Here is a 25,077-nt window from a genome sequence, read left to right as displayed (position 1 = left end):
CTGATCACCTCACGCGGGGGGAAGTGAGACGACGAGTGCGAGTGGAGGCAGGCACATGAGCGGCCCGTACGGACCGAACGAGACCCCAGGTCCAGGGGAGGGACACAGCGGCGACCCGACCCAGCAGTGGTCGGGGCAGCCGCAGCCCGGCCAGCCCGGGCCGTCACCGCAGTGGGGTGGACAGCCTCAGCAGCCCCAGCAGTGGAGCCAGCCCGCGCCGCCGCAACAGCAGCAGTGGGGTCAGCAACCGCAGGCGCCGCAGCCGCAGTGGGGTCAGCAGAGCCAGCCGTCCTGGCCGCAGCAGCCGCCCGCCCAGCCGCAGCCGTGGGAGCCGACCCAGCAGCAGTGGGGGCAGCCGCCGCAGCCTTCGCAGCAGCAGTGGAGTCAGCCCACTCAATCGCAGCAGCAGTGGAACCAGCAGCCGCCCGCCGATCAGCCACAGCAGCAGTGGGGGATGCAGGAACCCCAGCTGACCACCACCCCCACCAAGAAGTCGAAGAAGGGCCTGCTCTTCGGCGGCATCGGTGTCCTGGTCGTGGTGGTGGTCGCGGTGGTCCTCGCCTTCGTCTTCCTCGGTAGCGACAAGCTGGACAACAAGGCCGTTCAGGACGGGGTGCAGAAGGTTCTCAAGGATTCCTACGGCATCGACGACGTCGAGAGCGTCAGCTGTCCGTCGGGGCAGAAGGTATCGGTCGGCGGCACCTTCGACTGCACCCTCGAGGTCGGCGGTGAGCAGAAGAAGGTCACCGTCAAGATCACCAAGGACGACGGAACCTACGAGGTCGGCCGACCCAACTGACACCTCGGCCGCCGAGGCCGGGGTGGGACCGCTCACGGTCCCACCCGCCTCGTAGCCGTCGGCGCTACCCGCGAGCGGCGAGTGCGGCGGTCAACCGCTCGATCGGGCTCTCGGCGTTGTATCCGGCCGCGAGCGCGCGCAGCCGGTCGGGGTCGACGGGTCCGTCGGGAAGCCGGTCGGGACCGGAGAACTCCACCTCGGCGTCGCGCACCACCCGCACGACCGGCGCCGCGGCCTTCAGATATTCCTGCGCCGCAACCAGTTTCGCGCGGACCCCGCGCGCCAGCTCGGTATCCGGGTCGTCGACGGCGGCCACCAGCGCCTCGAGCGAACCGAAACGAGAGATCAAGGTCGCCGCGGATTTGTCGCCGATGCCGGCCACCCCGGGCAGTCCATCGGAGGCATCGCCCCGCAACGTCGCCATGTCGGCGTAGGCCGGGCCCGCGTTCTCCTGTGGCACACCGTATTTCGCGGCTACCTCGGCTGGCCCGAGCAGTTCGGCCTTGGCCAGGCCGCGCCCGACGTAGAACACCCGCACCGGCGGGTCGTCGGCGCGCACCAGCTGTAGCAGATCGCGATCGCCGCTGACCACGATCACCTGGTCGTCGCGCTCGCGGGTGGCGAGAGTGCCGATCACGTCGTCGGCCTCGAGACCCGCGGCGCCCGCGGTCGCGATCCCGGCCGCCGCCAGCACCTCGGCGATCATGTCGACCTGCGGTATGAGGGTATCGGGCACCTCCTCGGCGCCGGGCGGTGCCTCGGCCGCGGTATCGAGGCGATGAGCCTTGTAGGAGGGCACCAGGTCGACCCGGAAGGCCGGACGCCAATCGAGATCCAGACACACCACCAGCCGCCCCGGCCGGTGGCGGGTGATCAGCGCGGCCACCATATCGGTGAATCCGCGCAAGGCGTTCACCGGACGGCCGTCCGGCGCGGTGATCTTCTCCGGAATGGCGTAGAACGCCCGGAACCACAGACTCGCGCCGTCGAGCAGCAACAGCGGCCGGTCACTCGCACTGGACATGGCGCAGACGCTACCGGGCCGCACCGACTCCTCGGGCACGACCCGGTCGCGAACGCCGTGATCATCCGAACGGTTCACGAGCGGCGGGTAACGTCGTATCGCATGAGCGCGCAGACGGAGTCACGATTCGGTGCCGAGATCTACGGCAAGCGGTTGGAGCGGGCGGCGGAACTGACCCGCGCGGCACATCTGGACGCACTGTTGATCACGCCCGGCCCGGATCTGCGATATCTGCTGGGTTCGGCGGCCCAGTCCTTCGAGCGGCTGACCTGCCTGGTGATTCCGGCCAGCGGCGAAACTCCGTCGGTGGTGGTGCCGCAGCTGGAACTGGCCTCGCTCGACGGCTCGGCCGCCGGGGAACTGGGCTTGCATCTGGTGCCGTGGGTCGACGGCACCGATCCCTACGCGGTCGTGAAATCCACGCTGAACGCCGGCGCCCGGGTCGCGGTCGGCGACGCCATGCCCGCCTTGCACCTGCTGCCGATTGCGGATGCGCTGACCTCGCTGCCGGTGTCGGCGACCCCGATCCTGCGCCGGATCCGGATGATCAAGGACGGCGCCGAGATCGACGCACTGCGGCGGGCGGGTGCGGCCATCGATCGCGTGCACGCCCGGATGGGTGAGTGGCTGCGGCCCGGGCGCACCGAGGCGGAGGTCGCCGCGGATATCACCGCCGCGATCGTCGAGGAGGGCCACGACTACGCCGACTTCGTGATCGTGGGCAGCGGCCCGAACGGCGCCGACCCCCATCACGCCGTCTCGGATCGGGTGATCGAAGCCGGTGACGTCGTGGTGATCGATATCGGCGGACCGGTGACGCCCGGCTACTTCTCCGACTCCACCCGCACCTACGTACTGGGCGAGCCGGCGCCGGAGATCGCCGAACCGTATGCCGTCCTCGAGCGTGCGCAGGCCGCCGCGGTCGCGGCCGTGCGTCCGGGTGTCACGGCCGAATCGGTGGATGCCGCGGCACGAGATCTGTTGTCGGAGGCCGGATTCGGTGCGGCGTTCATCCACCGCACCGGCCACGGAATCGGCCTGTCGGTGCACGAGGAGCCCTATATCGTGGCCGGAAACGACATCGTGCTCGAGGCCGGGATGGCCTTCAGTGTCGAACCGGGCATCTACTTCCGCGGCGAATGGGGCGCCCGCATCGAGGACATCGTGATCGTCACCGAGGACGGCGGCGAATCGATGAACCAGCGGCCGCACGGGCTCACCGTGCTGTGACGGTCACTCGCGCAGGGTGCTGCTCGACAGCACCCGCGATACGCGCACCGCGATGACCACGCGTTGCGGATTCTCGCGCGGGGTCCGATAGCGCTGGGCGTAGCGGTGTTCGGCGTCGGCCACCTGGGCGGGCTCGGTCCACACCTCGGCCGGGCCCTCCAGGGTGAGCCAGCGCGCACCGTCGACCTGGCTCAGCGCCGCGTATCCGCCCCGTCGCACGTTGCGGGCCTTCGTGGTGGGGCCGCCGGTGATCACCCGCGCGATTCCGGCCTCGGGATCCCAGGTGAAGCCGATGGCGACGACATGCGGGGTGCCATCGGCGCGCAGGGTGGTCAGCGTCGCCAGATGCCGCTCGGCGACGAATTCCGAAGCACTGGGGGTCAGCTCGATGCGCTGGGCGGTACCGGTCATGGATGCGACGCTAGCAACTCGCCCGGCCCCGCCGCACGCACGGTGGATCCGGCGGGGCGGGGCGGGGCACGGCGGTCGGTTGCCGGGTGCTGCCGGTGCCGATGGCACACTGTGCGGCATGGGAGTGCGGGAACTCGACGACGGCGTCATCGTGCTGCTGGGCGGGCGCAGTGAAATGGGACTGCAGGTGGTGCGCCGGATCTGCGGCGGACGCGACGTGGTCCTGGCCGCCCGGCGCAGCGGTGACCTGTCCGAGGAGCGCGCCGAGCTGGAACGGGCTGGAGCCCGTTCGGTGCAGACCGTGGAATTCGATGCCGACGCCCTGGACACGCATCAGACGCTGCTGGATCGAGTGGTCCACGATCACGGCCGGATCGGTGTCGCGATCCTCGCCTTCGGCGTGCTGGGCGACCAAGCGCGTGCGGAGCGGGATCCGGCCGCCGCGGTCGCGGTCCTGCACACCGATTTCCTCGCCCAGGTCAGCGTGCTGACCGTCCTGGCGAATCTGCTGCGCGCTCAGGGCAGCGGGCAGCTGGTGGTGTTCAGTTCGGTCGCCGGGGTCCGGGTGCGGCGCGCCAACTACGTCTACGGTGCGGGGAAGGCGGGGCTGGACGGATTCGCGTCCGGACTGTCGGACGCGTTGCACGGCAGCGGTGTTCATCTGTTGCTGGTGCGCCCCGGGTTCGTCACCGGCCGGATGACCGAGGGGATGAGCCCGGCGCCGCTGTCGAGCACTCCCGACCAGGTCGCCGCGGCCGTGGTGGCGGGCCTGCGCCGCCGGGCCGGCCGCATCTGGGTACCGCGTGCGCTGGGGCCGGCCTTCGCCGTGGCACGCCTGGTGCCGCAGGCGATCTGGCGCCGGATGCCGCGCTGATGCCGCCGATCGCGGTGGTCGGGATCGGCGCGGACGGCTGGCCCGGGATCGCCGCCGCGGCGCGGGCGGAGGTCGCCGGCGCCGAGGTCCTGTTCGGTTCGGCCAGACAACTGGATCTGGTACCCGCGCAGGCGACGCCGGCGCGGCGGCTGCCGTGGCCGACCCCGCTGCTGCCCGCACTCGCGGAGCTGCTCGAGCGTCATCGCGCGGCCCGGATCTGCGTGCTGGCCAGCGGTGACCCCATGTTCTACGGAATCGGTGTGACGCTGGCGAAAATGCTGGGGCCGCATGCGATCCGGGTGTTTCCGCAGCCCTCGTCGGCGACGCTGGCCTGCGCGCGCCTGGGCTGGGCGAGTGCGCACACGCCCGTGGTGAGCGCCGTGGGCCGGCCGATGGAGACGGTGCTGCCCGAACTCGACGACGGTCGTCGGCTGCTGGTGCTCGGTGCCGACGAGCATGCCCCGGCCGCGCTGGCGGAGCTGTTGTGCCGCAACGGATACGGCGCCTCCCGCATGACCGTCCTGGAACAGCTGGGCGGGCCCGGGGAGCGCATCGTCGACGGCATCGCGGCACACTGGGCCGCGCCCGCGGGTGATCCGCTCAACATCGTCGCCGTCGACGCCGTCCGCGATCCCGGCACGCCGCGACTGACCCGGCTGCCGGGGCTGCCCGATACCGCCTACGGCGGGGACGGACAGCTCACCAAGGCCGAGGTCCGCACCCTGTCGGTGGCCGCGCTCGCACCCGCGCCCGGTGAACTGCTGTGGGATGTCGGTGGTGGCTCGGGCACGATCGCCATCGAATGGTGCCGCACCCATCCCGACTGTCGCGCCGTCACGTTCGAGCGCAGCGCGGCGCGGCGCGAGCAGATCACCGCCAACGCGATCACGCTGGGTGTGCCCGCGATCTCGGTGCGCGCGGAAGTACTGGGCGAGCTGGCCGCCGGCGACGCGGCGGCGCCGGATGCGGTGTTCCTCGGCGGCGGACTGACCCAGGGCGGCGTCTTCGAGGCGTGCTGGCAGCGGCTGCGGCCGGGTGGGCGCCTGGTGGCCAACGCCGTCACCGCGGAATCGGAGGCGCTACTGCTGCGCTGGGCCGCCACCCACGGCGGTGACCTGCGTAAATTCCAGATCTATCGGGCCGAACCGCTGGGCGGGTTCACCGCGTGGCGGCCACAGCTACCGGTGACGCAATGGGTGGTGACCAAACCGGCGTGACATCGAAGGTACTGATACTGGGCGGTACCCGGGAGGCCCGGGAGCTCGCCGCGATCGCCGGCGGAGAGCGAGAATTCGAGATCGTCTCTTCGCTCGCCGGACGAGTGCGCGAACCCGTACTGCCCGAGGGACAGGTCCGCATCGGCGGATTCGGCGGCACCGCCGGGCTGCGGAAGTGGCTGACCGACAACGATATCGACGCCGTGGTGGACGCCACCCATCCCTTCGCCGGCACCATCTCGGCGCACGCGGTGGCCGCGGCCCGGTCGGTGGGAGTGCCCATTCTGCATCTGCGGCGCCCCGGATGGTCGCCCGAGCCGGGCGATCGATGGATCCGGGTCCCGGATCTGACCGCGGCCGCTCGCGCGGCGGCGGAGCACGGCCGGATATTCCTCACCATCGGCCGCCAGGGTGTCGCCCACTTCGCCGGCCTGAGTGAGTCCTGGTTTCTCATCCGCGCCATCGACCCGCCCGCCGGACCCGTTCCGCCGCGACATCGACTGCTGCTGTCCCGCGGGCCGTTCACCGTGGCGCGGGAACTCGAGCTGCTGCGCGAGCATCGGATCGACGCCCTCGTCACCAAGGACAGCGGCGGCGATCTCACGGTGGCCAAGCTGACCGCGGCTCGTGCGCACGATATCCCGGTGATCGTGGTCGACCGCCCTCCCACTCCCGAGGGCGCCGACCGGGCGGACACCGTCGCCGCGGCATGGGAGTGGTTGCGCGGGCGCTGAGCGGATCGTCAGCGGTCGGCCGATACCGGTGACGGGTGGCGTTCGGCCCCGTACCGGCGCGAGGTGTAGACCCTGGTGCCGTGCGGGGTGTCGACGGTCGCGGTGGTGGAGGCGCCGATGATCAACAGGGTGCGCATATCGATGTCGTCGGGGTTCAGCTCGGTGAGAGTGGTGACCCGCACCGATTCCTCCGGCCCGCCCACATCGCGGCCGAGGACGACCGGGGTCTGCGGATCGCGGTGTTCGAGCAACAGGTCCCGCATGGCCGCGACCTGCCATCGGCGCTGCGTGGAAGCGGGGTTGTAGATCGCGATCGCCATATCGGCGCGCGCGACCGCCGAAATCCGCTGTGCCACGGTGTCCCACGGCTTGAGCCGGTCCGACAGCGAGATCATCGCGAAGTCGTGGCCCAGGGGTGCGCCGATCCGCGCGGCGACCGCACTGGCGGCCGTCACCCCGGGCAGCACCCGCACGGGCACATCGCGCCACTGCGGATCCGCCGACTCCTCCACGACAGCGGCGGCCATCGCGAATACGCCCGGATCGCCGGAGGACACGACCACCACTCGCGCCCCCGATTTCGCCAGATCCAAAGCCATCGCGGCACGTTCGGATTCGACTCGATTGTCGCTGAGGTGGCGGCGCTGGCCGGGGCGCACCGGTACCCGGTCGACATAGGTGCTGTAGCCGACGATATCGGTGGCCGCCGCGAGCGCGCGGGTGACCTCCGGGGTGGTCCACTGCGGCGATCCGGGGCCCAGCCCGATCACCACCACCTCGCCCGTCGTGGACGGGACATCCGCGCAATCCGCCGGTGCCGCGGTCGTTTCCGCTGCGATGTGGCCATCGGTGAACGGAATCTCGGTGGTCGGCGCCGGGCCGGGCACGATGGTGATGGCGAAGTAGGGGACATCGGCGTCGGAGACCTCGGCGGCGGGCAGGATCCGCTGCCGCCCGGTGCTGGCGCGTTCCACATAGTAGGCGTCGGCGAGTCGGCCCGAATCCGACAGTGCTTGCCGCACACCGGGATAGGTCCGGCCGAGTTTCATGATCGCCGCGGCGTCGGTGTCGGCGAGCCGGGCCGCGAGCTGATCGGGCGGCATGGTCCCCGGCAGGACCGTCAGCACCTGCTCACCCTCCACCAGCGGGGTGCCGAGAGCCGCCGACGCGGCACTCACCGAGGTGATCCCCGGAATGATCTCCGCCGGGAATCGGTCGGCCAGCCGGCGATGCATATGCATGTAGGAGCTGTAGAAGAGGGGATCACCGGCCGCCAGCAGGGCCACCGTGCGGCCCGCGGCCAGGTGGGTGGCCAGGACCTCGGCCGCGCGTTCGTAGAACTCGTCGATCGCACCCTGATAGCCGCCGGGATGATCGGTGGTCTCGGTGGTGACCGGATAGACGAGATGTTCCTCGAGCTGGCCGGGCCGCATATACGGTGCCGCGATCGATCGGGAGATGCTGCGACCGTGGCGAGCGCTGTGGAAGGCGATGACATCGGCGTTCTCGATGATCCTGGCGGCTTTCACCGTCACCAGTTCCGGATCGCCCGGTCCCAGCCCCACACCCCACAGTTTGCCGGGCGCCGATGCCGCTGCGGGTCGCTGTGTGTCGCTCATTCCCGCTCACTCGCGATCGCGTTGAGGGCGGCGGCGGTGATCGCGCTGCCACCGCGCCGGCCGTGCACGGTGAGGTATTCGACGCCGCCGAATTCGGCCAGGGCCTGTTTGGATTCGGCGGCGCCGATGAAGCCGACCGGGATGCCCAGGATCGCGGCCGGGCGGGGCGCGCCCGCGTCGAGCATGTCGAGCAGATGGAACAGGGCGGTGGGGGCGTTGCCGATCGCGACCACCGCGCCGTCGAGCCGGTCACGCCACAACTCCAGTGCCGCGGCCGATCTCGTGTTGCCCATCCGCTGCGCGAGATCGGGCACCCGCGGATCGGCGAGCAGGCACAGCACCTCGTTGTCGGCCGGTAGCCGCTTGCGGGTGACACCGGAGGCGACCATCGTGGCGTCGCACAGGATCGGGGCGCCGGCGCGCAGCGCCGCGCGTGCCGCGGCCACGACCTGCGCGGTGTGCGAGATATCGGTGGTCAGATCCACCTGGCCGCAGGCGTGGATCATGCGCACCACGACCTGTGCGACATCGTCCGGGAACCGGGCCAGATCGGCCTCGGCCCGGATGGTCGCGAACGAGCGCCGATAGATCTCGGCACCGTCGGTGAGGTAGCTGGTACGCACGTCGGACATGGCGTTCACCCTAGCGGCAGGGCGTGGGCCGCTCTGTCAGAAGGGCATCCGCACCCGCCACGGCGAGCGGGCCGGATCGTGCAGCGGATTGGCGAGGACCAGATATCGGAACAGGGCCAGCGGACCGGTGAGCAGCAGCAGCGCCAGCGGGATCTCCGCGAACACCGCGGTCGCGATCGACAGCCGGATATCGTCGGGTCCGGCCGTGGTGGTGTCGAACCACGCGTCGACGAGCAGCAGCACGCCGGTGCCGAAGGCGGGCAGGATCAGCAGCGCCCGCCGCCGCCAGCCCAGATATGCGGTGGTCGCCATCATCAGCACCAGCAGGATGTCGAATCCGATCCACGCCAGGGCCCAGTGATTGGCGGTGTAGTCCTGCGGCAGGGTGAACCCGAGGTACACCAGCCAGGGAATCATCGCGATCGATCCGCCGGTCATCAGCGACAGTCGCAGGCCACGCGCCACCCGCACCCGGCGCGGATCGGGCAGTGCCCGGTTCGGGCGCAGCCGGATGATCAGCTCCCGCCGCTGTCCGGGGGTGAGTCGCTCGATCTGAGCGTCGGTGAGCAGCTCGGCGGTCGAGCGGGGATGATCCGCGGACGGGTCCATCGCTCCAGTGTGCGCGACTCCCGATGCCGGATGGAGCATCGAACGGCACATTCCGGCTCGCCGGTCGCCGAGGCCGGCACGGGATCGATCAGCGCCGCGTGGCGGGCCCGATGATGTGATAGCCGCCCGGTTCGGCGACCACATCGGTGACCGCGCCTGCCGGCCGTCCACAGCGCCGCTCACAACCGGACCAATGCTGGCGGCCCGCCGCGACGACCTCGTCGGCATCGATTCCGCTCGAATCGGACACCGATTCGCCGTCCGCGAGCACCCGGCCGGATATGACGGCCGCGCCGGCGTCGGCTCGCACATCGGTCAGCGATTTCGCGCAGCCGGGACGCCCCGCGCAGGCGGACACCTGCAGCCACGGCGATGCGGCGTCGAAGACCAGGCCCATGGGCGCGAGCACCCGCACCACCTGTTCGGCGGTCCACTCGTCGAGATCGGCGAGCACCAGGCTGCGCCACGGCGTGACGACGATCGGATGTTCCACCGCCGCCACGAATTCCGCGGTGCGCGCGGGCAGCGCGCCGAGCGGGACCGCCGCGCCCAGTGCCACCCGATCGTCGGCCTGCGGCAGCCATCCGATCGGAATATCATGGTGGACAGCGAATTCCAAAGGCTTCGTCGCCGGGGTGAGCCCGAGTTCGGCGAGGACCCGGGCCGGCCCGTCCTCGACTTCCCGTAGCCGCCACTGCTCACCGCGCAGGCGCTGGAAACTGTGCGCCGCCGCGAGCACGGTCGACACCGCGTCGTGCACGCGGACGCGTGCGCCGGTGTCGGCGCCGGCCAGCACCAGTGCGTACTCCCCGCCGCCGGTGGCGTGCACGCCGATATCGCCACCCAGCCCGCTGATATCGCCGCGACCGTCGTCGAGGGTGAACAGCACGCGCCCGGGCAGATCGGCGAGCGCCGGTTCGGCCCGCAGGCCCGCATCGAGATCCGCGGCCAACGGACGCACATCGCCGACACCGCCGATCCGCCCCGACAGCGGGGAGGCGACGATATTGCGAACGCGCTCGTGGCTGGGGGCGGGCAGCAGATCCGCCTGCTCGAGCCGCTGGGCCAGAGCCGTCGCGTCGTGCATCTGCCGCAGTTGCACATTGCCGCGCGAGGTCAGCTCGATGCTGCCGTTGCCGAGGTCGCTCGCCGCGGCCGCCAGCGTCCGCAACTGATCGGGGGTCAGCGCGCCGCCGGGCAGCCGGATCCGGGCCAGCGGACCGTCGGCGGCGCGGTGCAGGCGCAGCACACCGGGGCAGGAGTCGGGGACGGAACGAGTCATGATCAGTCCAGCCTACGAGCCGTGCGCGCCGGGGACGCGACGAGTCCACAGCGGCGGTGCCGCACGGACTGCACAGCGGCGGTGCCGCACGGACTGCACAGCGGCGGTGCCGCACGGACTGCACAGCGGCGGTGCCGCGGGACAGTGCCGCGGCTGACCTTCAGTGGCCGCGTCGCAGCCGGGGCCGGGGATCGCGTGGCGGGTCGGGCGGGCTCAGGGCCGGTCCGGGCCAGGAATCGGAGAGCAGATTGGGGATGGCGTGATGGGTGACGTGGTCGTGATGGGCGGTGGTGCCGAACAGCGTGATACCGCCGATGAGCGCGACGGCACAGATGATCCCGGCTGTCAGGGCCCAGCCGGTATGGCCGGTGCCCGCGGCGGTCAGCCCCATCGCCAAGGTCGCGAATCCGGTCAGGACGCAGAAGTAGCTGGTCCAGGCGACCCGGCGATTACGCCGGACCCAGGCGGGGGTATCGGACATGCCGATCACCGGCCTTCCGGCCCGCTCCCGCCGCGTGCCCGCATGACCGCCTGCCACAGCGTCTTGTCGGGGTAGGTGTTGTCCAGCAGGTGGGGAGTGGCGTGCCGGTCGGCGCGATCACGGCGCACCGTGGACTCGAAGACCAGCAGTCCGAAGATCGCCACCGCCGCACAGGCGCCGGCCGCGAGGAGCAACAAGCCGTTGTGTCCGCCGGCCGCAGCCGCCAAAGCCATTGCTAGCAACGCAACAGCAATCATCATGCATGTGATTCCTGACCAGGCGGCGAAGCGATTCCGCCTGGCCCATCCCGGTGAGTTTGGCATATTCACAGCGTACGCCGGGGCGGAGGATTCGGGAATACCGGTCACCACGGTGGTGGACCGCACTGCGGCGCAACGGAAGCCGCATCGAGACCCGGTGCCCGCCGGATCGGCGGGCACCGGTACCGCCGGGCGGACGTCGGCGACCCCGTGCGGCGCGATAGCATCCCGATGCCCGCCGACGTGAGGAATCCGGTGAAATTCCGGTGCGGTCGCGCCACTGTGACAGTCAGACCCTCCGGGTGGGCAGCCGAATCCGCATAGGGCGCGTCACCCGAGGAGAACTGTGATCCTGCTGCTGTCCACCTCCGACACCGATCTGCTGTCCGCGCGTGCCAGCGGTGCCGACTACCGGCTGGCCAACCCGGCCCGGCTGCTGGTCGAGGATCTGCCCGGCCTGCTGCGCGATGTCGAGCTGATCGTGGTGCGGATCCTGGGTGGGCGCCGCGCCTGGGAAGAGGGGCTGGACGCCCTGCGGGCCAGTGGGATCGCGCTCGTGGCCCTCGGCGGTGAGATGGCTCCCGACGCCGAGCTGATGGAATGCTCCACGGTCCCCGGCGGTGTCGCCGCCGACGCGCACAACTACCTGGCCGCGGGCGGGCCCGGCAATCTGCGTCAGCTGCACAACTTCCTGTCCGATACCGTCCTGCTCACCGGTCACGGCTTCGAACCGCCGGTGCAACTGCCGTCCTGGGGTGAGCTCGAGCGGGTGCGGGAGACCGTGGCCGACAACGACTCTCGTCTGGCGGACACCACGCCGACGGTGGCGGTGCTGTACTACCGCGCGCAGCATCTGGCCGGGAACACCGCCTATGTGGAGGCCCTGTGCGCCGCGCTCGAGCGGGCGGGCGCCCGGCCGTTGCCGCTGTACTGCGCCTCGCTGCGCAACGCCGAACCCGAACTGCTGGCGACACTGCGCGGCGTGGACGCGCTCGTGGTGACGGTGCTGGCGGCGGGCGGTACCAAGCCCGCGACCGCCTCCGCCGGTGGTGACGACGAGGCGTGGGATATCGGCGCGCTGGCCGATCTGGATGTGCCGATTCTGCAGGGGTTGTGCCTGACCAGTGGTCGAGCGCAGTGGGAGGACAACGACGACGGCCTGTCGCCGCTGGATGTGGCGACCCAGGTCGCGGTGCCGGAATTCGACGGTCGCATCATCACGGTGCCGTTCTCGTTCAAGGAATTCGATGCCGACGGGCTGTCGGCCTATGTGCCGGACCCGGAGCGGGCGGCGCGGGTCGCCGGAATCGCGGTGCGCCACGCGCGATTGCGTCATCTGCCGGCCGCGCGGCGCCGGATCGCGTTGATGCTGTCGGCGTATCCGACCAAACATGCCCGCATCGGCAACGCGGTCGGACTCGACACCCCGGCCAGTGCCATCCGCCTGCTGACCGAGATGCGCACGGCCGGATACGAACTCGGCGCACCGGGTGATGTGCCGGGTCTCGAGGAGCGCGACGGCGATGCGCTCATCCACGCGCTGATCGCGGCCGGCGGCCAGGATCGGGACTGGTTGAGCGCGGAACAGTTGGAGGGCAACCCGATTCGCATCGGAGCCCGGCAGTACTCGGCCTGGTTCGCCACCCTGCCGGAGCAACTGCGCACGGCCGTCGTCGAGGCGTGGGGGCCGCCACCGGGGGAGTTGTTCGTCGACCGCTCCGCCGACCCCGACGGCGAGATCGTCATCGCCGCACTGCGTTTCGGCAATATCGTGCTGCTGGTGCAGCCGCCGCGCGGATTCGGGGAGAATCCGGTCGCGATCTATCACGATCCGGATCTGCCACCCAGCCACCACTATCTGGCCGTGTACCGCTGGTTGTCGGCCACCGTCGAGGAGGGTGGGTTCGGCGCCGACGCGATGGTGCATCTGGGCAAGCACGGCAACCTGGAGTGGCTGCCCGGCAAGACACTGGGCATGTCCGCGGCCTGCGGGACCGACGCCGCACTCGGTGACCTGCCGCTGGTGTATCCGTTCCTGGTCAACGATCCCGGCGAGGGCACGCAGGCCAAGCGCCGGGCGCACGCCACCCTGGTCGATCACCTGATTCCGCCGATGGCGCGGGCGGAAACCTACGGCGATATCGCCCGTCTGGAACAACTGCTCGACGAGCACGCCAACATCTCCGCCCTGGATCCGGCCAAACTGCCCGCGATCCGCCAGCAGATCTGGACGCTGATGCGGGCCGCGAAGATGGACCACGATCTGGGTCTGGACGAACGGCCCGACGAGGAATCCTTCGACGACATGCTGCTGCATGTCGACGGCTGGCTGTGCGAGATCAAGGACGTGCAGATTCGCGACGGCCTGCATGTGCTGGGCAGCGCGCCGGTCGGTGAGGGCGAGCTCGACCTGGTGCTGGCCATGTTGCGTGCCCGCCAGCTGTGGGGCGGCGAGGTCGCGGTGCCGGGGCTGCGCGAGGCACTGGGCCTCGACGAATCCGGGGACGAGTCCCGCGAGCGTGTCGACGCGGTCGAGGAGCGAGCCCGGCGCGTGCTCGCGGCGCTGCAGGCGGCGGACTGGTCGCCCGAGGTGGTCGAGGAGCTGGTGGCCCGGCACGAACCGGAGGTATCGCGCCCGGACACGCTCGCGGCGGTACTGCGTTTCGCCGCCACCGAGGTCGTGCCGCGACTGCGGCAGACCGGGGTCGAGATCGCGCGGATCCTGCACGCGCTCGATGGTGGTTTCATTCCGGCGGGGCCGAGTGGCTCACCCCTGCGTGGGTTGATCAATGTGCTGCCGACCGGACGCAACTTCTACTCGGTGGACCCGAAGGCGGTACCGTCGCGGCTGGCCTGGGAAACCGGTCAGGCCATGGCGGATTCCTTGCTCGAACGCTATCGCGCCGATCACGGTGAGTACCCGCGATCGGTGGGGCTGTCGGTCTGGGGCACCTCGGCCATGCGTACCTCCGGTGACGATATCGCCGAGGTGTTCGCACTGCTGGGCGTACGCCCGGTCTGGGACGAGGCCAGCCGTCGCGTCACCCGCCTGGAAGTGATCGACCCGGCCGAGCTGGGCCGCCCGCGCATCGATGTCACGGTGCGCATCTCCGGCTTCTTCCGCGACGCGTTCCCGCACGTGCTCGCGCTGCTCGACGACGCGGTACGCCTCGTGGCCGAGCTGGACGAGCCCGCGGAGTCGAATTACGTTCGCGCGCACACCGATGCGGATCTCGCCGACCACGGTGACCGGCGGCGGGCCACCACTCGCATCTTCGGGTCCAAGCCCGGCACCTACGGCGCCGGACTGCTACAGCTGATCGACTCCAAGAGCTGGCGCACCGACGACGATCTGGCCCAGGTGTACACCGCGTGGGGCGGGTACGCCTACGGCCGGGATCTGGACGGCGCCCCCGCCGCCGACGATATGCGTGCCGCCTACCGTCGGATCGCGGTCGCGGCGAAGAACACCGACACCCGCGAGCACGACATCGCCGATTCTGACGACTACTTCCAGTACCACGGCGGTATGGTCGCCGCGGTCCGGGCGCTGACCGGCACGAATCCGGAAGCCTATATCGGCGACAGCACTCGTCCCGACGCGGTGCGCACCCGCACGCTGTCGGAGGAGACCACCCGGGTGTTCCGATCGCGGGTGGTCAATCCGCGCTGGCTCGAGGCGATGCGCCGGCACGGCTACAAGGGCGCGTTCGAGATGGCGGCCACGGTCGACTACCTGTTCGGTTACGACGCCACCACCAATGTGGTTGCCGACTGGATGTACGAAAAGCTGTCCGAGAGCTACGTTTTCGACGAGGTGAACCGCAAGTTCATGACCGAGTCGAATCCGTGGGCGCTGCACGGCATCGCCGAGCGGTTGCTCGAGGCCGCCGAACGCACGTTGTGGGAGGCTCCGCGGCCCGAGACGCTGGACCGGCTGCGCCAGATCTATCTGGAGACCGAGGGCGAGCTGGAGTAGACCGGGCCCGCCGCTACGTCGGCGGTCGCAGTGGCGGGTGCGTCGCCGGACGGATGTGCGCACCCGCACTCGCCTCTACCGTGGGTACATGACCTGGAACGATCTCGCACAGCAGAAGTACGTGCTGCTCACGACCTACAAGAAGGACGGCACTCCGGTCGGCACCCCGGTCTGGGTGGCCCCCGACGGCGATGAGCTGGTGGTGTGGACCAATCCGAAGACCGGAAAGGTCAAACGCCTGCGCCGCAACGCCGCGGTGACCCTGCGGGCCTGCGACAGTCGCGGCCGCCCCACCGGATCGGAGGCCAGCGCCGCGACGGCCCGTATCCTCGACACCGCGGGTACCGAGCATGTCCGCGATCTGATCGCGGGTAAATACGGACTGATCGGTACCGTGCTCATTCGCGGGCACACACTGATTCGCGGGAAGAACGCCTCGGTCGGTCTGGCGATCACGGCCGCCTAGACCGGATCAGTCGGCGGCGGCGGTGATTTCGATGCCGATGGTGCCCTCGCGGCCGCGCCGCAGCACACTGCCGGTGACGGTCAGCCAGCCCATGATCGAGTATTTGCGCTTGATCAACGTCCGGACCCGGTCGCTGCCCGATTCGTCGAGCACCTCGCCGGTGCCCCGGACGATCTCGCCACGTGGTTTGCCCGACACGCTGCACGGCTGCACGGTGAGTTCCGGATTGCGGCGCAGCCGCTTGACCTTCCAGCTGTTGGTCTCGGTCCAGACATACAGCCGGGAGTCGTCCAGCGCGGCCCACACCGGGGTCGCGACCGCGCTGCCGTCGGCGCGGAAGGTCGTCAGCAGTACGTAGCTCGCGGTGCCGGCCTGCCCGAAAGGATTGTCCACAGCGAGCCAGCCTATCCGGTGGCCGGGGACCGAGTGGTGCCGCGGCCGCGCTCGCCGATCACGCGGCCCGCGTGAGGATTTCGGGGCCGTCGTCGGTGATGGCGACGGTGTGCTCGGAATGGGCGGTCCGGGAGCCGTCGGCGGACCGGATCGTCCAGCCGTCGGGATCGGTGAAGATGCGGTCGGTGGTGCGCGCGAACCACGGCTCGATCGCGATGGTCAGGCCCGGGATCAGCCGCATACCGCGTCCGGCGCGCCCGCTGTTGGGGACGTGCGGATCCTCGTGCATGGTCCGGCCCAGGCCGTGCCCGCCGAATTCGGTGTTGACCGGATAACCGTGACGGCGGGCCACTGCCGCGATCGCCGCCGAGATATCGCCGAGCCGTCCACCCGGGCGCGCGGCGGCCACCGCCGCCGCCAAGGCTTCCTCGGTGGCGCCGACCAGTCGGGCATCTTCGGGATCGGCGGTGCCGACGATCGTCGTAACCGCGGCGTCGGCGACCCACCCGTCGACCGATACCGCCAGGTCGATGGTCAGCACGTCACCGTCGCGCAGGACGTAGTCGAAGGGCAGTCCGTGCAGGACGGCGTCGTTGACCGATAGGCAGACGGTATTGCGGAACGGCCCACGGCCGAACGACGGCGAGTAATCCCAGTAGCACGACACCGCGCCGCGTTCGTGAATTCGGCGGCGAACGTGCTGTTCGAGGTCGAGCAGATTCACGCCGACCACGGCCCGCTCCCGCACCTCGGCGAGTACCTGGGCTACGAACTGCCCGGCGATTCGCATCCGCTCGATCTCGGCGGGGGTCTTCAATTCGACCACGACACCTCCCTGCTCGGTATTTGTATACCGACTGTAGCGGTGGCGGTATTTAAATACCAACTCTATGCTGGAGCGCATGGTTCGTCTTCCGCTGACCGCGGCACAGGTCGATGCCGGTCGTCGCCTGGGAGCGCATCTGCGCGCGGTGCGGGGTGATCGGGATCCGGTCGCCATCGCGCGGGCCGCCGGTATCTCGCCGGAGACGCTGCGCAAGATCGAGTCCGGCCGGCTGCCCAGTCCGGCGTTCGGCACGGTGGTCGGGCTCGGTATCGCCCTCGGTGTTCCGCTGCAGGAGCTGGCCGAGGTCTGGCAGTCCGACAGCGGTCTGAGCGCGTCCGCGTGAAGGTCTCAGGGCGCCGTCGCGGGCAGGAACAGCGGTAGGGCCGCGTCGGCGATCGCCTCGGGGGAGGGCAGGGCCGCCTGCGCTTCGGCCGGGCTCATCCGGTGTTGCAGGGCGCGCTGGTGTGCCGCCCCCACGATGAGCAGCGCGGCCGTCCGGGGTTGCGCGACGATCGTGTGCCGCGCCGACAGATGGGCGATGACCGCGTCGACCGCGCGGTGCGGGCCCAGATCGAGATCGCGGCTGCGCGCGGAATAGGCCGCCCGCAGATCGGGATCGGACTCGATGGCCGCGAGCACCGGTAACGCGGCGTGGAAGAAGTTCTCCAGCACGGTGAGCAGGCGTACGAGATCGGTGCGCAGATCGTCCGGTTCGTTCGCCTCGGCGGTGCCGGAGTGGTCGGCGAGCATATCCTTCAGCGGTCGCAGATGGTGGTGAATCACCGCCTGTAGCAGGCCTGTTCGATCGCCGAAGTGGTAGAAGATGCTGGATTCGGCCACGCCGGCGCGAGTGGCGACCTCCTTGGTGGTCAGTCGTGCCCCGCCCGAGTTCGTGAGAACCTCCTGGGCCGCGGCGATCACGGCCTCGCGGACGCCCCTGCGGGGTCGTCCGCGGGTACGCGCGGTCCGTTCGGCGGTCACCGGCTCTCCCTTCTCATCGGCTCCGGCTCTTGCAGTATGCCGCATCCCGTTCTATTTTCTGAGTATATACTCGAAAAATAGGGACGAGGAGATTCGCTCATGTCCGTATCCAGCACACCCGAATCCGCAGCGCCCGCCGCCCCGTCCGGCCGCCGGCGACTGCGTCTGCAACCGGCGGTCGATGCCATCCTGCGCACCCTGCTGCGATCGCCGCTGCACCGCCTGCTCGGCGACAAACTGCTGATCATCACGGTGGTCGGGCGGAAATCCGGTCGCGTATACGCGAATCCGGTCGGATATGCCGAATCGGGCGGCGTCCTGCTGGTCGGCACCGCCGCCGGCTGGCGGCGCAACCTACGATCCGGGGAACCGGTGCGCATCACCTGGCACGGTCGCGACCGGCTGGCCGACTGGGAGGTGGTCTCGGACGAACACGAGATCACCGAGCCCTACCGCGTCATCCTCAGCCGGAATCCCACGCACGGCCGCTTCGCCGGGATCTCCCTGGACCCCGACGGCGAGGTGAACCGCGCGCAACTGCGCGCGGCACTCGCGCGCGGCACGGTGGTGGTGCGGCTGCGCCCGCGCTCGCTCCCCTGACCGCTCAGGTGGCCTGGCTCACCGACGACATGTGGAAGTCGGGAATCCGCATGGGCGGCATGGCCGTACGAGTGAACCAGTCCTTCCACTCGCGCGGCAAAGTGATCTCGGTGGCGCCGACCTCGGTGGTGCGGCGCAGCAGATCCAGCGGACTCTCGTTGAAGCGGAAGTTGTTGACCGCGGCGGTCACCGCCCCGTCCTGCACCAGGTACACGCCGTCACGGGTCAGACCGGTCTGCAGCAGGGTCGCCGGATCGACTTCGCGGATGTACCACAGGCAGGTCAGCAGCAGGCCGCGTTCGGTGCCGGCGATCATCTGCTCGAGTGTGGTGTCCGTCCCGCCGGTCAGCAGCAGATTGCGGCCCGCCACGGTGACCGGCGCGTCGAACTCGGCAGCGGCCGCGCGCGGATAGGTGAGCGCTTCGATCACCCCGGCCCGCAGCCAGTCGACGCGATCGGCGGCCAGGCCGTTGTCGAAGACCGACGTCGTCTCCGACGACGCCGCGGTAGCGACGAACGGCCGGTACTCCAGGCCCGCGGCGCGCGGATCGGAATACATCGTCAGCGCGATGTCGGTGAGCCGCTCGCCGATTCGGGTGCCGCCGGCGCGGGCGAAGGCGGTATGCCCCTCCTGCGCGCCGCGCCCGTCCATCGACCACAGCATCGGAATCAGCAGGTCGGCGACTGCCGAGGGCGGCAGCAGGGTCGGATAGCGACCGGCCGGCAATTCGATCCGGCGCGCGCACCAATCGAGCCGGCGTCCCAGCTCCGACAGCAGCGCGGAGACGCCGATATCGGCGAAATCGGCGGTCGGCGCGCCGACCCAGGCACTGGCCGCGTCGCCGTTCCCGCCGCGTTTGCCGTTGATCTCGATCGAGCCGGTGGGCTCGGTCCAGCGGCGGCGAATCCCGGTGGAGGTGCCCAGCCAGGTGGTGTCCAGCTGGTGGTGGGCGAAGCCGTAGAGCCGGTCGGCGCCGGCGAAGCCGGTCGCGAGGTCACCGGCGATCCCGGTGAACACCTCGATCCCGGTCTCGGGCACCGCGGCGGCCCACGCCGCATCCGCCGCGGATCCGGCGGTGTCCGGATCCAGGAGCGGCATCGCGTCGGTGGCCGGTTCGGCCGTACGCGCGGCCTCTTCGGCGGCGCGCACCACGGACTCGATCTCCGCCGGATCCACGCTGGTGGATCCGACACTGCCGACCCGGGCCGAACCCGGCCCGTCCCGCACAATCGACACCACCGACCACGCCCGCGACACCGATGCGCCGTTGGTCGTCATGGAATTGCCGGCCCAACGCAGCGAGGCCTCGGACGCATCGGTGACGATGACGATCGTCTCGTCCGCGCGAGCGGTGGCCAGCGCCCGTTCGACGACCTCGCCGCCGTGCATCATCGTCACCGGCCGGCCTCCTGTGCTGTCGATACGAACAAGAAACTCACCCGATCGGGCGAATGGGTGGCCGCGCGAGTGTGACTCACCCCGCCTCCTGTCGTGTATTGAGAACGTTGACGCCGCGCACCAGCACCGACGGGCATCCGTGCGAGACCGCGGCGATCTGACCGGGCTGAGCCTTACCGCAGTTGAACGCGCCGCCGAGCACCCAGGTCGACCGGCCGCCGACCGCCTCCATCGACCCCCAGAAATCGGTGGTGGTGGCCTGATAGGCGACATCGCGGAGCTGTCCGTCGAGCTGCCCGTTGCGAATCCGGAAGAACCGCTGCCCGGTGAACTGGAAGTTGTAGCGCTGCATATCGATCGACCACGACCGATCGCCGACGATGTAGATGCCGTCCTCGACCCGCGAGATGAGATCGGCGGTGCTGGTATCGGTCTCGGGGTCGGGCTGCAGCGAGACGTTGGCCATCCGCTGGATCGGCACATGATGGGCCGAATCGGCGTAGGAGCAGCCGTTGGATCGGTCCACGCCCAGCCGCGGCGCGAAGGCGCGGTCGAGCTGGTAGCCCACCAGGACACCGTCGCGGACGAGATCCCAGCGCTGCCCGGCCACCCCTTCGTCGTCGTAGCCCACGGTGGCCAGCCCGTGCGCCTGGGTGCGGTCGCCGGTGACGTGCATGATCGCGGCGCCGTACCGGAGCGTCCCGAGTGTGTCGGGAGTGGCGAAGGAGGTTCCGGCGTAGGCCGATTCGTATCCGATGGCCCGGTCGTACTCGGTGGCGTGCCCGATCGACTCGTGGATGGTCAGCCACAGGTTGCTCGGATCGATCACCAGATCGGACGGGCCCGGCGTCACCGACGGCGCCGCGATCTTCTCGGCCAGCCACTGCGGGATGCGGGCCAGCTCGTCGTCCCAGTCCCATACTCCGTCGGCGCCGGTGACGTACTCCCAGCCGCGCCCGGCCGGTGCGGCCAGCGTGCGCATCGTCTCGAAACCGCCGGTGCCGGCGTCGACGGAGATCGCCTCGAGTTGCGGATGCAGCCGCACCCGCTGCTGGGTGATCGTGGAGCCGGCGGTGTCGGCGTAGTACGTCTGCTCCTTGACCTGCAGCACCGACGCGGTGACGTGGTCGACGCCCGCGGCAGCCGCCAGCCGCTGCGAATAGTCCTGCAGCAAAGCGACTTTTTCCGGCGTCGGGACGGCGAACGGGTCGAGGTCGTAGGGCGAGGACCAGGTCGCGTCCCGGTACACCGGTTCGGCGGCGAGTTCGACCCGCTCGCGGTTGAGCGCGCGCAGCGTGCCCGCCACCTCGACCGCGCGCCGGGCCACGGCCGCGGCCGTCTCGGGCGTCAATTCGCAGTGCGAGGCGAAACCCCAGGTGCCGTCGACGATCACGCGGACCGCGAAGCCGAGGTCGACCGCATTGTCGATCGACTCGACACGGCCGTCCCGCAACCGGATCGATTGGGTCACCAGCCGATGCACCCGCAGGTCGGCATGATCGGCGCCGGCCGCGCGCGCCCCCGACAACGCCGCGTCGGAGAGTGCGGCCAGCGGTAGCGCCCGGAACTGTTCGTCCACGGTCGCGGATGCGATGCTCACCCGGCCTACGCTAATTGCTGAACCGCCGCCGGTTCAACAGATTCGGTGAGCGGCCTCGCGAAACCCGCTGGGAGCCATCGCGACACGCCGTGCATGTTTGCATGCGATGCAAACATGCACGACATGCGGGTCGGCACGAGATGAAACGCGCGCGAAACGCCCAGCCTGCCACAGGTTTCGCCGCCGATGCCGTACTGTCCGTCCGCGTGCCGCCATCCGCACTCCGTGACCGCAAGCGGGAACGCACCCGCCGCGCCCTCCTCGAGGCTGCCGCCGATCTGTTCGAATCCCGTGGCTACGAGGCGACCACCGTCGCCGATATCGCCGCGACAGCCGAGGTGGGTACCAGAACATTCTTCAACTATTTCGAGAGTAAAGAGGAACTGCTGTTCCCCGAACCCGATGAACGGGTGACCGCCGCGGTCAGCGCGATCGCGAGCCGCCGCGCCGACGAGCGTCCCGTGGAGGTCCTGCTGCGCGCGCTGCGGGCCGCCGGGGACAATCCCGGTGATCACCTCGGTGACGATCTCGCCGCCCGGATCGCGGTGTTGCGGGCGCGGGTCTCGCGCACGGTGCCCGCGGTGAGCGGGCGCGCCGCACACGCCCAGCTGGCCGCCCAGCAGGAGATCGCGCGGCAGTTGCGGGACGCCTTTCCCGAGGAACTCGACGAGGTCGGCGCGGCCGCACTGGTCGGTGCGGTGGTCGGCGCGGTATCGGGTGCGCTGACCGTACTGTTCCAGGGCCGGCACGCGATCGAGGACGGGGAGCGGTTGCATCGCACCATCCGCGAGACCACCTCGCGGGTGCTCGCGCCCTGGTTGTCGGCCGGCCGGCACCTGACCGCCGAGGCGCGCTGCTGAGCGGCGATCAGCCGAACTGCTGCCAGCCCAGCCGCACCACCATGGCCGCCACCACGATCAGCAGGACGGCGCGGACGAAGCCCGCGCCCCGCGCGATCGCCATCCGCGAACCCACCACGGCCCCGGCGATATTCGCCGCCGCCATACCCAGGCCGATCGACCAGATGACATGGCCCGTCGCGGTGAGCAGGATCAGTGAGCCGAGGTTGGAGCCGCAGTTGATCACCTTCGCCATCGCCGCCGCCCGCACGAATTCGGTGCCCAGCAGGGTGGCGAAGGTGATGATGAGGAAGGTGCCGGTCCCCGGGCCGAGCAGACCGTCGTAGGCGCCGATGAGACCCGCGGCCAGCCCGATCACCAGCATCGTGCGGCGGCGCGTCGGAGGATGGGTCGCCATGGTGACCCCGACCGAGGGCCGCACCGTCACCACGATCGCCACCCCGATCAGCACCGCCATGACGATCGGAATGAAATACCGCCGATCGATCAGCGCGACCGCGGCCGAGCCCGCGGCGGCCGCGCCGGCGGCGATGATCGCACCGGCGACCAGTGGCGGCCAGCGCAGCGGCACCCGGCGCGCGAAGGTCACCGCGGCGGCGCTGGTCCCGGCGAATCCGGCGAGCTTGTTGGTCCCCAGCGCGGTCTGCGGCGGCACTGTCGGCGCCACCAGCAGCAGGGTGGGCAGGATGATCAATCCGCCCCCGCCGACCACGGCGTCCACCCACCCCGCGGCCGCGGCGGCGGGCAGCAGTACCGCCCAGTCCGCCACATCCACGGCGGCGACACAATCAGAGTTCACGACTTCGGGCAAATCGTCGCGGTCCCGGGTGCCGTCCGGGCGGCCGGCCGGTCCCCGGCGCCGCATAGTCTGAACGAGTGCGCCGATTCAGTCTGTGGCTTCGCGGCAAACCCCTGGTCGCCGATTCGATGCTCGCGGCCGTGCTGGTACTGCTCGATCTGCTGACCATCGGCGGTAAGGACCACACTGTCCTCTACCTGCTCCTCGGGCTGGTGATTCCGATACCGGTGATCTGGCGCCGGGTCTATCCGCGCGCGAGCGCGGTGGCGCTGCTGGTGTTGTCGATCACCACCACCGCGGTGAGCATGGTCATCGGCGAGGATCTGCAACCGCCGGCGCTGCTGGCGGTCGGTGTCGCCCTCTACACCCTGGTGGCCTACGTCGGTCGTCGCGACGGTGTGGCGTATCTGATCGGGCTGGCCGTGGACGGGGCCTTCTCGCTCGCCGTGGTCGGCCAGTCGATCCTCGTCGTCACCGGATTCCTGATCATGTACTACGCGCTGTGCTGGACGCTCGCGGAATTCCTCGGCGCCCGGCACGCCTACGACGCCGAGGTCGCGGCCCGGCTGGCGGTGGCCGACTACGACCGCCAGCGCAGTGCCCACGACGCGGTCGCGACCGAACGCACCCGCATCGCACGGGAATTGCACGATGTGGTGGCGCACGCGGTCAGCGTGATCATCGTGCAGGCCGACGGCGCCAAATACGCGCTGCGCGACGATCCCGCGGTCACCGAGCAGGCCCTGGGCACCATCGCCGCGACCGGGCGGGAGGCGCTGCGTGAACTGCGGCGCACCGTGGAACTGCTGCGCACCGAACACGCCCCCGAACAGCTGCCACAGCACGGCACCGCGGGGTTGGCGAAGGTGGTCGAGATGATGCGCAGCGCGGGACTGTCCGTAGAACTGGAACTGACCGGCGAGCTCGACGAGGTGGCTCCGGAGGTCAGTCTCGGCGTCCATCGCATCGTCCAGGAGTCGCTGACCAACACCTTCCGCCACGCCGGGCCCGATCCGCAGGCCTGGGTGCGGGTACGCCGGCGCGACGCCGATGTTCTGGTCGAGGTGCTCGATCGCGGGCACGGCGCCGGCGCCGCGGCCCCGGCGGCCGCGACCACCGACGTGGCGGCGCGCAACGGGATCGCCGGTAGCGGGCTCGGCCTGGTAGGGATGCGGGAGCGGATCGCGGTGCTGGGCGGCACACTCGAGGTGGGACGGCGTCCGGAAGGCGGCTGGCGGGTGTGCGCGAGCATCCCGCTGCAGCGCGAGCTGCCCGATTGACCGCCCGGCGTCGCGCGCCGGTCGGCCGATAGATTGGAGCCGTGCCGATCACCGTACTCGTCGTCGACGACCAGGAACTGATGCGTGCCGGACTCAAGATGGTGCTGGGTGCGCATCCGGATGTGGAGGTCGTGGCCGAAGCGGACAACGGCGCCACCGCGGTGCGCCTGGCCGATGAACTCACCCCCGATGTGGTGCTGATGGATGTGCGCATGCCCATCGTCGACGGTGTGACCGCGACCGCGCAGATCCTCGAATCCGGATGTGGCAGCCGGGTTCTGGTGATGACCACCTTCGACCTGGACGAGCACGCACTGGGCGCGTTACGCGCGGGAGCGAGCGGATTCCTGCTCAAGGACACCCCGCCGGAGGATCTGATCTCCGCGATCCGCAGTGTCGCCGCGGGGGATGCCGTGGTGTCGCCGAAGGTCACCAAACGGCTGCTGAACAGGTTGATCGCCGCCGATCCCACGCGGGCGCGCGACCCTTCGGTGCTGGATGTGCTCACCGCGCGCGAACGCGAGGTGCTCGAACAGATCGCGGCCGGCCGGTCCAATGCCGAGATCGCCGCGCAACTGTACCTGTCGGAGGCCACCGTGAAGACCCATGTGGGCCGGGTGCTGACCAAACTCGGGCTGCGCGACCGGGTGCAGGCGGTCGTACTCGCCTACGAGACCGGATTGGTCACCCCGGGCACCTGACCGGCGGGGCGAGGAAAATGT

26 protein-coding genes are annotated in these 25,077 nt (G+C 70.3%); 12 read left to right on the top strand and 14 right to left on the bottom strand.

Annotation, left to right across the window (positions count from 1 at the left end; translation table 11 throughout):
- The first annotated feature begins 55 nt into the window (after positions 1-55).
- A complete protein-coding gene (locus LKD76_RS17730; RefSeq protein ID WP_227982440.1) occupies positions 56-799 on the top strand; it encodes a DUF4333 domain-containing protein in 744 nt (247 codons plus the stop codon).
- A gap of 64 nt (positions 800-863) precedes the next feature.
- Here LKD76_RS17730 and LKD76_RS17725 read toward each other — a convergent pair whose 3' ends face one another.
- On the bottom strand, positions 864-1,823 hold the full coding sequence (locus tag LKD76_RS17725) for a 5'-3' exonuclease (protein WP_227982439.1): 960 nt from the start codon (positions 1,821-1,823) through the stop codon (positions 864-866).
- Between the two features lie 102 nt (positions 1,824-1,925).
- Here LKD76_RS17725 and LKD76_RS17720 point away from each other — a divergent pair, with 102 nt between their 5' ends.
- Positions 1,926-3,053, top strand: a complete 1,128-nt coding sequence (locus LKD76_RS17720) for a M24 family metallopeptidase (protein ID WP_227982438.1) — start codon at positions 1,926-1,928, stop codon at positions 3,051-3,053.
- A 3-nt stretch (positions 3,054-3,056) separates the two neighbouring features.
- On the opposite strand, the gene LKD76_RS17715 is transcribed toward LKD76_RS17720, so the two are convergent.
- Entirely contained in the window at positions 3,057-3,464 is a 408-nt protein-coding gene (locus tag LKD76_RS17715; protein ID WP_227982437.1) for a PPOX class F420-dependent oxidoreductase, read from the bottom strand.
- Between the two features lie 118 nt (positions 3,465-3,582).
- Here LKD76_RS17715 and dprE2 point away from each other — a divergent pair, with 118 nt between their 5' ends.
- The 3 genes from dprE2 to LKD76_RS17700 are packed head-to-tail and all read left to right on the top strand — an operon-like array spanning position 3,583 to position 6,289.
- Positions 3,583-4,338, top strand: coding sequence for a decaprenylphospho-beta-D-erythro-pentofuranosid-2-ulose 2-reductase (dprE2, locus tag LKD76_RS17710; protein WP_227982436.1), 756 nt, complete (start codon positions 3,583-3,585; stop codon positions 4,336-4,338).
- A complete protein-coding gene (gene cbiE, locus LKD76_RS17705) occupies positions 4,335-5,555 on the top strand; it encodes a precorrin-6y C5,15-methyltransferase (decarboxylating) subunit CbiE (protein ID WP_227985287.1) in 1,221 nt (406 codons plus the stop codon). Before dprE2 ends, cbiE begins: the two co-directional genes overlap by 4 nt.
- A complete protein-coding gene (locus LKD76_RS17700; protein ID WP_227982435.1) occupies positions 5,552-6,289 on the top strand; it encodes a cobalt-precorrin-6A reductase in 738 nt (245 codons plus the stop codon). The genes cbiE and LKD76_RS17700 overlap by 4 nt, the downstream gene beginning before the upstream one ends.
- An 8-nt stretch (positions 6,290-6,297) precedes the next feature.
- Here LKD76_RS17700 and cobJ read toward each other — a convergent pair whose 3' ends face one another.
- From cobJ to LKD76_RS17670, 6 genes are all read right to left on the bottom strand, one after another.
- The gene (cobJ, locus tag LKD76_RS17695) at positions 6,298-7,908 is read right to left on the bottom strand and encodes a precorrin-3B C(17)-methyltransferase (RefSeq protein ID WP_227982434.1); all 1,611 of its coding nucleotides are present in this window, start codon (positions 7,906-7,908) and stop codon (positions 6,298-6,300) included.
- Positions 7,905-8,540 carry a precorrin-8X methylmutase gene (locus LKD76_RS17690; protein ID WP_227982433.1) on the bottom strand — a complete coding sequence of 212 codons (636 nt, stop codon included), beginning with the start codon at positions 8,538-8,540 and terminating at the stop codon, positions 7,905-7,907. The genes cobJ and LKD76_RS17690 overlap by 4 nt, the downstream gene beginning before the upstream one ends.
- Before the next feature lie 36 nt (positions 8,541-8,576).
- On the bottom strand, positions 8,577-9,149 hold the full coding sequence (locus tag LKD76_RS17685; RefSeq protein WP_227982432.1) for a hypothetical protein: 573 nt from the start codon (positions 9,147-9,149) through the stop codon (positions 8,577-8,579).
- A gap of 88 nt (positions 9,150-9,237) precedes the next feature.
- A complete protein-coding gene (gene cobG, locus LKD76_RS17680) occupies positions 9,238-10,431 on the bottom strand; it encodes a precorrin-3B synthase (protein WP_372465839.1) in 1,194 nt (397 codons plus the stop codon).
- Positions 10,432-10,591: 160 nt separating this feature from the next.
- On the bottom strand, positions 10,592-10,912 hold the full coding sequence (locus tag LKD76_RS17675) for a hypothetical protein (protein ID WP_227982431.1): 321 nt from the start codon (positions 10,910-10,912) through the stop codon (positions 10,592-10,594).
- Between the two features lie 5 nt (positions 10,913-10,917).
- On the bottom strand, positions 10,918-11,145 hold the full coding sequence (locus LKD76_RS17670) for a hypothetical protein (RefSeq protein ID WP_227982430.1): 228 nt from the start codon (positions 11,143-11,145) through the stop codon (positions 10,918-10,920).
- A 373-nt stretch (positions 11,146-11,518) separates the two neighbouring features.
- Here LKD76_RS17670 and cobN point away from each other — a divergent pair, with 373 nt between their 5' ends.
- On the top strand, positions 11,519-15,151 hold the full coding sequence (gene cobN, locus LKD76_RS17665) for a cobaltochelatase subunit CobN (RefSeq protein WP_227982429.1): 3,633 nt from the start codon (positions 11,519-11,521) through the stop codon (positions 15,149-15,151).
- Positions 15,152-15,239: 88 nt separating this feature from the next.
- Complete coding sequence (locus LKD76_RS17660) at positions 15,240-15,617, top strand: PPOX class F420-dependent oxidoreductase (RefSeq protein ID WP_227982428.1); 378 nt, start codon at positions 15,240-15,242, stop codon at positions 15,615-15,617.
- Between the two features lie 6 nt (positions 15,618-15,623).
- Here LKD76_RS17660 and LKD76_RS17655 read toward each other — a convergent pair whose 3' ends face one another.
- Complete coding sequence (locus tag LKD76_RS17655) at positions 15,624-16,010, bottom strand: PPOX class F420-dependent oxidoreductase (protein ID WP_227982427.1); 387 nt, start codon at positions 16,008-16,010, stop codon at positions 15,624-15,626.
- Positions 16,011-16,068: 58 nt separating this feature from the next.
- Positions 16,069-16,836 carry a type I methionyl aminopeptidase gene (map, locus tag LKD76_RS17650; RefSeq protein ID WP_227982426.1) on the bottom strand — a complete coding sequence of 256 codons (768 nt, stop codon included), beginning with the start codon at positions 16,834-16,836 and terminating at the stop codon, positions 16,069-16,071.
- Positions 16,837-16,912: 76 nt separating this feature from the next.
- Between map and LKD76_RS17645 the strand changes: the two genes are divergently transcribed.
- Complete coding sequence (locus tag LKD76_RS17645; RefSeq protein ID WP_227982425.1) at positions 16,913-17,179, top strand: helix-turn-helix domain-containing protein; 267 nt, start codon at positions 16,913-16,915, stop codon at positions 17,177-17,179.
- 5 nt (positions 17,180-17,184) lie between these two features.
- Here LKD76_RS17645 and LKD76_RS17640 read toward each other — a convergent pair whose 3' ends face one another.
- Positions 17,185-17,817, bottom strand: coding sequence for a TetR/AcrR family transcriptional regulator (locus tag LKD76_RS17640; protein ID WP_227982424.1), 633 nt, complete (start codon positions 17,815-17,817; stop codon positions 17,185-17,187).
- A 99-nt stretch (positions 17,818-17,916) separates the two neighbouring features.
- On the opposite strand from LKD76_RS17640, the gene LKD76_RS17635 reads away from it, so the two are divergent.
- Positions 17,917-18,417, top strand: coding sequence for a nitroreductase/quinone reductase family protein (locus LKD76_RS17635; protein ID WP_227982423.1), 501 nt, complete (start codon positions 17,917-17,919; stop codon positions 18,415-18,417).
- A 4-nt stretch (positions 18,418-18,421) separates the two neighbouring features.
- Here LKD76_RS17635 and LKD76_RS17630 read toward each other — a convergent pair whose 3' ends face one another.
- On the bottom strand, positions 18,422-19,810 hold the full coding sequence (locus tag LKD76_RS17630) for a metallopeptidase TldD-related protein (protein WP_227985285.1): 1,389 nt from the start codon (positions 19,808-19,810) through the stop codon (positions 18,422-18,424).
- 82 nt (positions 19,811-19,892) lie between these two features.
- Complete coding sequence (locus LKD76_RS17625; protein WP_227982422.1) at positions 19,893-21,416, bottom strand: TldD/PmbA family protein; 1,524 nt, start codon at positions 21,414-21,416, stop codon at positions 19,893-19,895.
- Positions 21,417-21,622: 206 nt separating this feature from the next.
- Between LKD76_RS17625 and LKD76_RS17620 the strand changes: the two genes are divergently transcribed.
- Complete coding sequence (locus tag LKD76_RS17620; RefSeq protein ID WP_227982421.1) at positions 21,623-22,276, top strand: TetR/AcrR family transcriptional regulator; 654 nt, start codon at positions 21,623-21,625, stop codon at positions 22,274-22,276.
- A 7-nt stretch (positions 22,277-22,283) separates the two neighbouring features.
- Here the strand turns inward: LKD76_RS17620 and LKD76_RS17615 are convergent, their stop codons facing one another.
- The gene (locus tag LKD76_RS17615) at positions 22,284-23,051 is read right to left on the bottom strand and encodes a TSUP family transporter (protein ID WP_227985284.1); all 768 of its coding nucleotides are present in this window, start codon (positions 23,049-23,051) and stop codon (positions 22,284-22,286) included.
- A 101-nt stretch (positions 23,052-23,152) separates the two neighbouring features.
- Here LKD76_RS17615 and LKD76_RS17610 point away from each other — a divergent pair, with 101 nt between their 5' ends.
- On the top strand, positions 23,153-24,355 hold the full coding sequence (locus LKD76_RS17610; RefSeq protein WP_227982420.1) for a sensor histidine kinase: 1,203 nt from the start codon (positions 23,153-23,155) through the stop codon (positions 24,353-24,355).
- 41 nt (positions 24,356-24,396) lie between these two features.
- A complete protein-coding gene (locus LKD76_RS17605) occupies positions 24,397-25,056 on the top strand; it encodes a response regulator (RefSeq protein WP_227982419.1) in 660 nt (219 codons plus the stop codon).
- The last annotated feature ends 21 nt before the right edge of the window (positions 25,057-25,077 follow it).

Source organism: Nocardia spumae (genome assembly GCF_020733635.1).
Classification (GTDB): Bacteria; Actinomycetota; Actinomycetes; order Mycobacteriales; family Mycobacteriaceae; genus Nocardia; species Nocardia spumae.
This window is presented reverse-complemented; position numbering and strand designations above follow the sequence as displayed.